We start from the raw sequence: 6,680 nt of genomic DNA on the forward strand, positions 1-6,680 counted from the left end.
TGCCATCCGCCTCACGCTGCGAGGCCAGCCAATCGCCGTGCCGGCCTGAACGGCAGCACGACCTCGTGAGCAATTACCCGAGAGGTGAGGCGCCGGCCATAGAAGCGGAGCTCATCGAGCACGATCTGAAGTGGAGTCCTGTAAAGGTGCTCGGCAAGACCTTCCCCCAGGGTGTTGGCCCCTCCTCGAATTGGCGATTATTTATCGAATACCTGACGCGCGCTGGAGTAGCGATGCCTGACGAAGGCGTGCCATTTACAGCCATTATCACCATCAGCGATCATGAAGGGACCCAACCAGTCTTCAACGACATGCGGCAAAACTTGCAGGCAGTAGGGACGCAAATCGCGGACATCCGTACCGCGGCCCGGATCACGTCCCGGACATAAGCGCGAGGCAGACCCGGTTGGAGTTATCGCCTTTCGGGAGATCGTCCGGCTGCGGACCGTCCGAATGCCGAGAAGGGGGTGTCGGTACCGAACGGGCAGAGGACGAGGGTCACCGAACCGCGAGGAGATCGCCCCATCGCGTGGTGTAGCGGGCCGACAGGTGCTCGGCACGCAACGTCCAGCCTTTCGCCCCTGTCGCAGTCCCATAGGCGATCGTGCCGCGGCCGTACCGCCGGTTCAGCGCGTCGATCGATGCCATCAGCGTCTTGCTGCGCGGGTCGTCGGGGTGGAGGAACAGCGAGCCTTGGACGGCGCCGGCCTTGATCAGCGTCGGGAACACCACGCCGGCCTTCTTGTAGCTGAAGCCGTCGCGCCAGATGCAGTCGAGGCCGAACATGGCCGCCCTGGTCAGCCGCCCCGTGTCCGCCGTCGCCACGGTAAGCTGCACTGGCCGCGTGCCGCCGTACTGCGGCTGGTCCGGCCGGTAGCGGTTCGTGTGGGCGAAGACGATCAGGCTGGCCGTGGCGAGGCCCTGCCGGCGCATCTTCTCCGCGGCCCGCGCCGTGTGGCTGGCCACCGCCTCCTCCATCTCGCGCCGTAGCGCCACCGGACGGCCGAAAGACCGCGTCGCCATGATGCTCTTCCGGTCCGGGCTGTGGCGCTCGAGGTCGAGGCACGGGGTCCCGCGCAGCTCGTGGATCATCCGCTCCATCACCACGCTGGTGTGCCGGCGTACGATCGTTGGATCGGCGTCGCGCAGCTGCAGCGGCGTCGCGATGCCGAGGGCGGTCAGGCGCTCGGCCATGCGGCCGGCGACACCCCACAGGTCCGTCAGCTCCAGGCGGCCGAGCGCCTCGTCCTGCGCCGCGCGGGTCAGCAGCACGCACACGCCGCCCGAAGCCGGGTCCTTCTTCGCGGTGCGGTTCGCCACCTTGGCGAGCGTCTTCGTCGGCGCGATCCCGACCGACACCGGGATGCCCGTCCACTGCAGCACCGTGGCGCGGAGCTGGCGGGCATGCGCCTCCAGCCGTCCTTCGAAGCCGCCGAGACCGAGAAAGGCCTCGTCGATCGAGTAGACCTCGAGCTCGGGGCTGAAGTCCGACAGCACGCGCATCACCCGCGCCGACAGGTCGCCGTAGAGGGTGTAGTTCGAGGACCGCACCACGATGCCGCTACCGGCGTGGCGGTCTTTCACGAGGTGCCACGGGTCACCCATGACGATCCCGAGCGCCTTGGCCTCGTTCGAGCGGGCGATGACGCAGCCGTCGTTGTTCGACAGCACGACGATGGGCAAACCACGGAGCTGCGGCTGAAACAGCCGCTCGCAGGAGGCATAGAAGTTGTTGCAGTCGACCAGCGCGATGGGGCGGGCCATGGCGTCAGAACGGCTCGTCGGGGCGGCTATGGTCGAGGACGAACTCCTCGGCCGACAGCGGCGTCAGCCACCCATAGAGCTGGTCGGGGTAGGCCACCGCGATGCGCAGCCCGTCGTCATCGTCATCCTGATAGGTGTCGACCACGCATCCGACATCGTCGGCGAAGGGCGCGAGCCGCTCGCGGAGAGGGCTGTCGGGCCGTAGGCGCACGGGGTCGCCGACTCGCATGGCGAGCCTCCTTCGCTGGGTGTCGGATGGGGGCGGTGGTCGGTCGAGCAGGCGCGAGGGTCAGAACGTCCGGATGATGCCGGTGACGACGCCCCACACCTCGAAAGCCGAAGCCTCGGTGATGACGATGTCGGGGAAGTCCGGGTTGGCGGCCTCGAGCACGATCCCGCCCGCCTTCATCCGGTAGGTCTTGATGGTGAACTCGCCGCCGACGAGGCCGAGCACGATGGAACCGCTGACGGCCGAGCGGGCCCGGTCCACCACGGCGATGTCGCCCGGGTAGAGGCCCTTGTCGCGCATGCTCTCGCCCGAGATCCGCACCGCGAAGGTGGCGGCCGGGTTCTTCACGAGCAGATCGTTGAAGTCGAGCGGCCGATCCATGTAGTCGTCGGCCGGGCTCGGGAAGCCGCACGCGGCCGAGGTGGAGGCGAGCGGCACGGCCGCCGTCGTATGGGCCGAGATGTCGAGAAAGGCGTTGATGTCGCCAGCGCGGAGGCTGCCATCTTTCATGCGACGGGCGATGGCCGCGATCGGAATGGGCAGCCGCACGACCTCGGACGGGCCGCCTGGTCGCCCAGCGCCGGGCCGGCGCCCGCCCCGCTTCGATACCTCGTTCATGGCCGGCTCCGTCTGATTTCGTAACGCAATCAAATCCGGAACGGCGGTGATTCGCAAGGAGTTCCGACCACGATTTCGGAAACGGACGTGGGGGCGCTCGCTTGCCCGGGTCGAGCCATCCCGCGGGGGGGGGGGGGGGGCGACCCGCCGCGCGCCGCCCTTCTTCACCCTGTCGACGGCGCGAGGTCCCATGCTGATCAGCCAGCACCGCCGCTGGCTTTACCCGCTCGCCTGGCGCGGCCTTTCGGTTTCGATCTGGTGCTGCCGCGCCAAGGGCCGCTGCGGAGGCTGCAGCCGCCTTCAAGGGGAAAGGTGCTCGACGACGTCGGCTGATACCTCCGGCTCTTGTTGAGCCACAAACATCAGTGGACGAACACTTCCTTGCTCACCAGCACGTCCAGCGTGTCGATGCGCGCAGGCTTCGCCAGTAGGGCACCCGAGCGCTCGATCAGCGTCATGGCCCCCTTGCCGGCGAGGTGGCGGTCGCGTGCCTTCTCGTCAGGGAAGGCCTCGAAGATGCCGAAGGTTCGCTTGGTGTAGCGCAGCCCGTACCAGGGGCCAGTCCGCGGCTCGCGATCGACGTGGTAGAGGATGTCGTTGAGCAACCGCTCGACCTCCTCCTCGCGGCCCGGTCGGGCTTCGAGGTGGATGTGCAAAGCCTTGGCCACGGTCTCGTCGGCCGAACCGGTGATCCGCACCGCCCGGTGGGGCGCCGTGCGGCGCGCCAGGGCGCCGAGCAGCATGCCGATCCCAACCACGGCGATGCCGGCCACCACTGGGTTCTCGGCCGCCTTGGTGTAGAGGCTGACGCCCTGCACGTGGCCGGGATAGTTGCCGCGCGTCTCCAGCCGCTCCGTCGGGCGGTCAAGCCCGCTCTCGTCGCGCCCGCGCAGCGAAGCGTGCCCGCTCTCGGTGGCGGGCGTGACGAGCTTCGCCATGGCGAGATCGGTCAGGCCCGGCATCCAGTGTCCCATCGCCGACATCGCCTTCGCGCCGCTGCCCACGAAGATGTCGCGCGTCGGCGTTGTGGCGCAGTGCAGGATGGCGTCGGCCACCGTGTCGGCGGCATAGACTGGCGGCACGTGCTGCGGCTCGCTGTCGAGATAGTTCTTGGCGTTGACCGGGAACGGTGTGTCGATGGCACCAGGCTTCACCAGCGTCACCGCCACGGGCGCGCCTACTTCCTCGATGCCGACGCGGAATTCGTCCGTGAAAGCCTTCACGGCGTGCTTCGAGGCCGAATAGGGGCCTTGCACCCCGATGGCGCGGTCGGACTCGACGGAGCCGATGTTGATCAGAGCGCCGCCGCGGACGCGCAGGTGCTTCAGCGCCTCCTGTGAGCCCATCACGGTACCCCACACGTTGACGTCGAACAGCTTGCGCATCTCCTCGACCGGGATGTCCGCGAGCCGCCCGTACATTCCCGTGCCGGCGTCATTGACCCAGGTGTCGAAGCCGCCGAAGCGGTCGATCGCGGCCAACGCCAGCGCGGCCACGTCCTCGGCCTTGGTCACGTCGGTCGGCACCGCGAGGGCCTGACCGCCGGCGGCAGCGATCTCGGCCGCGAGGGCGTCGAGCGCCCCTCGCGAGCGCGCCGCCAGCACGAGCCGGGCGCCGCGCTTCGCCGCCATGCGGGCCGTGGCCAGCCCGATCCCCGATGAGGCTCCCGTGATCACAATGACCTGCTCGGCTATCGGCTTGAGCTTGATCGACATGGCCCGTCTCCTGCGCTACGTGACCGCCGTAACGGAATGGGGCGGAGGATTGGTCCAGCCGGGCGTTGAATGGCCGGCGTCGAGGCGCCATCCCCGTCTTCGTCAGGCACCTCGACCACGATCAGGTCAACAACGTGCTCCAGAACCTCGCGGCCCTCTGCCAGCGCTGCCACCTCCTCCACGACGCGACGGAGGACCGGCGGCGCCGTCGGTTGCCGTGTCTGGGGCGGCGCGCTCTCGGCAACCTCTTCACCGGGCCTTGTCGGCCGTGAGCCTCGTCCCGACGCAGGCCTCGTCTTCCGGGGCTCCAACGGAGAACCTCGCCGGTCTCGTCGAGCGCGTGACGTTCCACAACGAGGAGAACGGCTTCTGCGTGTTGCGCCTGAAGGCGCGTGGGCAGCGCGACCTCGTCACCGTCATCGGCCACGCCGCGCTGATCTCGGCCGGCGAGTGGATCCAGGCGGCCGGCACCTGGACCAACGACCGGACGCACGGCCTGCAGTTCCGGGCCAACTTTTTGAAGGCGACGCCGCCTACCACGGTCGAGGGCATCGAGCGCTACCTCGGCTCGGGCATGATCCGCGGCATCGGGCCGGCCTATGCGAAACGGCTGGTGAAGGCCTTCGGCGAGGCGGTGTTCGATGTCATCGAAGCCGACCCATCCCGGCTGCGCGAGGTCGAGGGCATCGGTCCTGTGCGTGCCGCGCGCATCGCCGCCGGCTGGGCCGAGCAGAAGGTCGTGCGCGAGATCATGCTGTTCCTGCATGCCCACGGCGTCGGCACGAGCCGGGCGGTGCGGATCTACAAGACGTACGGGGCCGAGGCCGTGGCGGTCATCAGCGAGAACCCGTACCGCCTCGCGCGCGACATCCGTGGCATCGGCTTCAAGACGGCCGACCAGATCGCGGCCAAACTCGGCATCGCCAAGGACGCCATGGTGCGGGTGCGCGCCGGCGTCAGCTATGCCCTGGCCGAGGCGATGGACGAGGGGCATTGCGGCCTGCCCGAGGTCGACCTGCTGCGCACTGGCGCCGAACTGCTCGAGGTGACGGCCGACCGGCTCACGGCCGGGCTGGCCTTCGAACTCGCGGAGGGTGCCGTGGTTGCCGACACGCTTGATGAGCGCCGCTGTATCTTCCTCGCCGGCCTGTACCGGGCCGAGCGCGACATCGCGGAGCGGCTGCAGTCGCTCGTGCGCGGCCAGCCGCCTTGGCCGGCCCTCGATGTCGACAAGGCCGTCCCGTGGCTGGAGAGCCGCGGCGGCCTGACCCTCGCTCCGAGCCAGCGCGAGGCTTTGCGCCTCGCCGTGGCGAGCAAGGCCCTGGTGATCACCGGCGGCCCGGGCGTCGGCAAGACCACGCTGGTGAACTCGATCCTGAGGGTGCTGGTGGCCAAAAGCGTCAACGTCGCCCTCTGCGCGCCGACGGGCCGCGCCGCCAAGCGCCTGACGGAGACCACCGGTGTGGAGGCGAAGACGATCCACCGCCTGCTGGAGACGGACCCGAAGAACGGCGGGTTCAAGCGCGACGAGACGAACCCGCTCGGGTGCGACCTGCTCGTGGTCGACGAGACGTCGATGGTAGACGTGCTGCTGATGAAAGCGCTCGTCCGGGCCCTGCCGCCGCGCGCCGCGCTGCTGCTCGTCGGCGACGTCGACCAACTCCCCTCAGTGGGCCCGGGCCAGGTCCTCGCAGACATTATCGGCTCCGGCGCCGTGCCGGTCGTGCGGCTGACGGAGGTGTTCCGCCAAGCCGCGACCAGCCGCGTCATCGTCAACGCCCACCGGATCAACGCCGGCCAGATGCCTGAAGCGACGCCGGCCGGGGCGGAGCGGTCCGACTTTTACGTCGTGGACGCGGCGGAGCCGGAGGTCGCAGTCGCCAAGATCCTTGCGGTCGTGAGGGATCGCATCCCGCTCGCGTACGGCCTCGATCCGGTGCGGGACGTGCAGGTGCTCTGCCCCATGAACCGTGGCGGCGTGGGCGCCCGGTCCCTCAACATCGAGCTGCAGAAGGTGCTGAACCCGCCCGGCGACGTACGGGTGGAGCGGTTCGGCTGGACCTACGCGCCGGGCGACAAGGTCATGCAGATCGAGAACGACTACGACAAGGAGGTCTACAACGGCGACCTCGGCATCGTGGCCCGGATCGACATGGAGGCCGGCGACCTCGTGGCGACGTTCGACGGCCGCGAAGTTGTCTACGCCTTTGGAGAGTTGGACGAACTGGTGCTGGCCTACGCGACGACGATCCACAAGGCGCAGGGTTCGGAGTACCCGTAATTGCTCACGAGGTCGTGCTGCCGTTCAGGCCGGCACGGCGATTGGCTGGCCTCGCAGCGTGAGGCGGATGGCA

Annotated in this window: 5 protein-coding genes and 1 pseudogene; 2 read left to right on the forward strand and 4 right to left on the reverse strand. The window is 68.9% G+C overall.

What is annotated here, in order from left to right:
- Nucleotides 1–389 (forward strand): annotated as a pseudogene (locus D3273_RS26915) (hypothetical protein); the annotation flags it as partial.
- A gap of 109 nt (nucleotides 390–498) precedes the next feature.
- Here the strand turns inward: D3273_RS26915 and D3273_RS26920 are convergent.
- The 4 genes from D3273_RS26920 to D3273_RS26935 all read right to left on the reverse strand — a co-directional run bounded on the left by D3273_RS26920 (nucleotide 499) and on the right by D3273_RS26935 (nucleotide 4,326).
- Nucleotides 499–1,764 (reverse strand): Y-family DNA polymerase, encoded by a 1,266-nt coding sequence (locus tag D3273_RS26920; RefSeq protein ID WP_129230026.1) that lies wholly within the window; start codon nucleotides 1,762–1,764, stop codon nucleotides 499–501.
- A gap of 4 nt (nucleotides 1,765–1,768) precedes the next feature.
- The gene (locus tag D3273_RS26925; RefSeq protein ID WP_129230027.1) at nucleotides 1,769–1,993 is read right to left on the reverse strand and encodes a hypothetical protein; all 225 of its coding nucleotides are present in this window, start codon (nucleotides 1,991–1,993) and stop codon (nucleotides 1,769–1,771) included.
- A 60-nt stretch (nucleotides 1,994–2,053) separates the two neighbouring features.
- Nucleotides 2,054–2,611 (reverse strand): LexA family protein, encoded by a 558-nt coding sequence (locus D3273_RS26930; RefSeq protein ID WP_245501416.1) that lies wholly within the window; start codon nucleotides 2,609–2,611, stop codon nucleotides 2,054–2,056.
- Nucleotides 2,612–2,973: 362 nt separating this feature from the next.
- On the reverse strand, nucleotides 2,974–4,326 hold the full coding sequence (locus D3273_RS26935; protein WP_129230028.1) for an SDR family oxidoreductase: 1,353 nt from the start codon (nucleotides 4,324–4,326) through the stop codon (nucleotides 2,974–2,976).
- A gap of 268 nt (nucleotides 4,327–4,594) precedes the next feature.
- Here D3273_RS26935 and recD2 point away from each other — a divergent pair, with 268 nt between their 5' ends.
- Entirely contained in the window at nucleotides 4,595–6,607 is a 2,013-nt protein-coding gene (recD2, locus tag D3273_RS26940) for an SF1B family DNA helicase RecD2 (protein ID WP_129230029.1), read from the forward strand.
- The last annotated feature ends 73 nt before the right edge of the window (nucleotides 6,608–6,680 follow it).

This window comes from Lichenibacterium minor (assembly GCF_004137685.1).
Classification (GTDB): domain Bacteria; phylum Pseudomonadota; class Alphaproteobacteria; order Rhizobiales; family Beijerinckiaceae; genus Lichenihabitans; species Lichenihabitans minor.

Excerpts from the sequence above, each read along its gene's own strand:
- D3273_RS26925 (WP_129230027.1), bottom strand. The coding sequence starts at position 1,993 with ATGCGAGTCGGCGACCCCGTGCGCCTACGGCCCGACAGCCCTCTCCGC.
- D3273_RS26935 (WP_129230028.1), bottom strand. The coding sequence starts at position 4,326 with ATGTCGATCAAGCTCAAGCCGATAGCCGAGCAGGTCATTGTGATCACG.
- D3273_RS26930 (WP_245501416.1), bottom strand. The coding sequence starts at position 2,611 with ATGAACGAGGTATCGAAGCGGGGCGGGCGCCGGCCCGGCGCTGGGCGA.
- D3273_RS26920 (WP_129230026.1), bottom strand. The coding sequence starts at position 1,764 with ATGGCCCGCCCCATCGCGCTGGTCGACTGCAACAACTTCTATGCCTCC.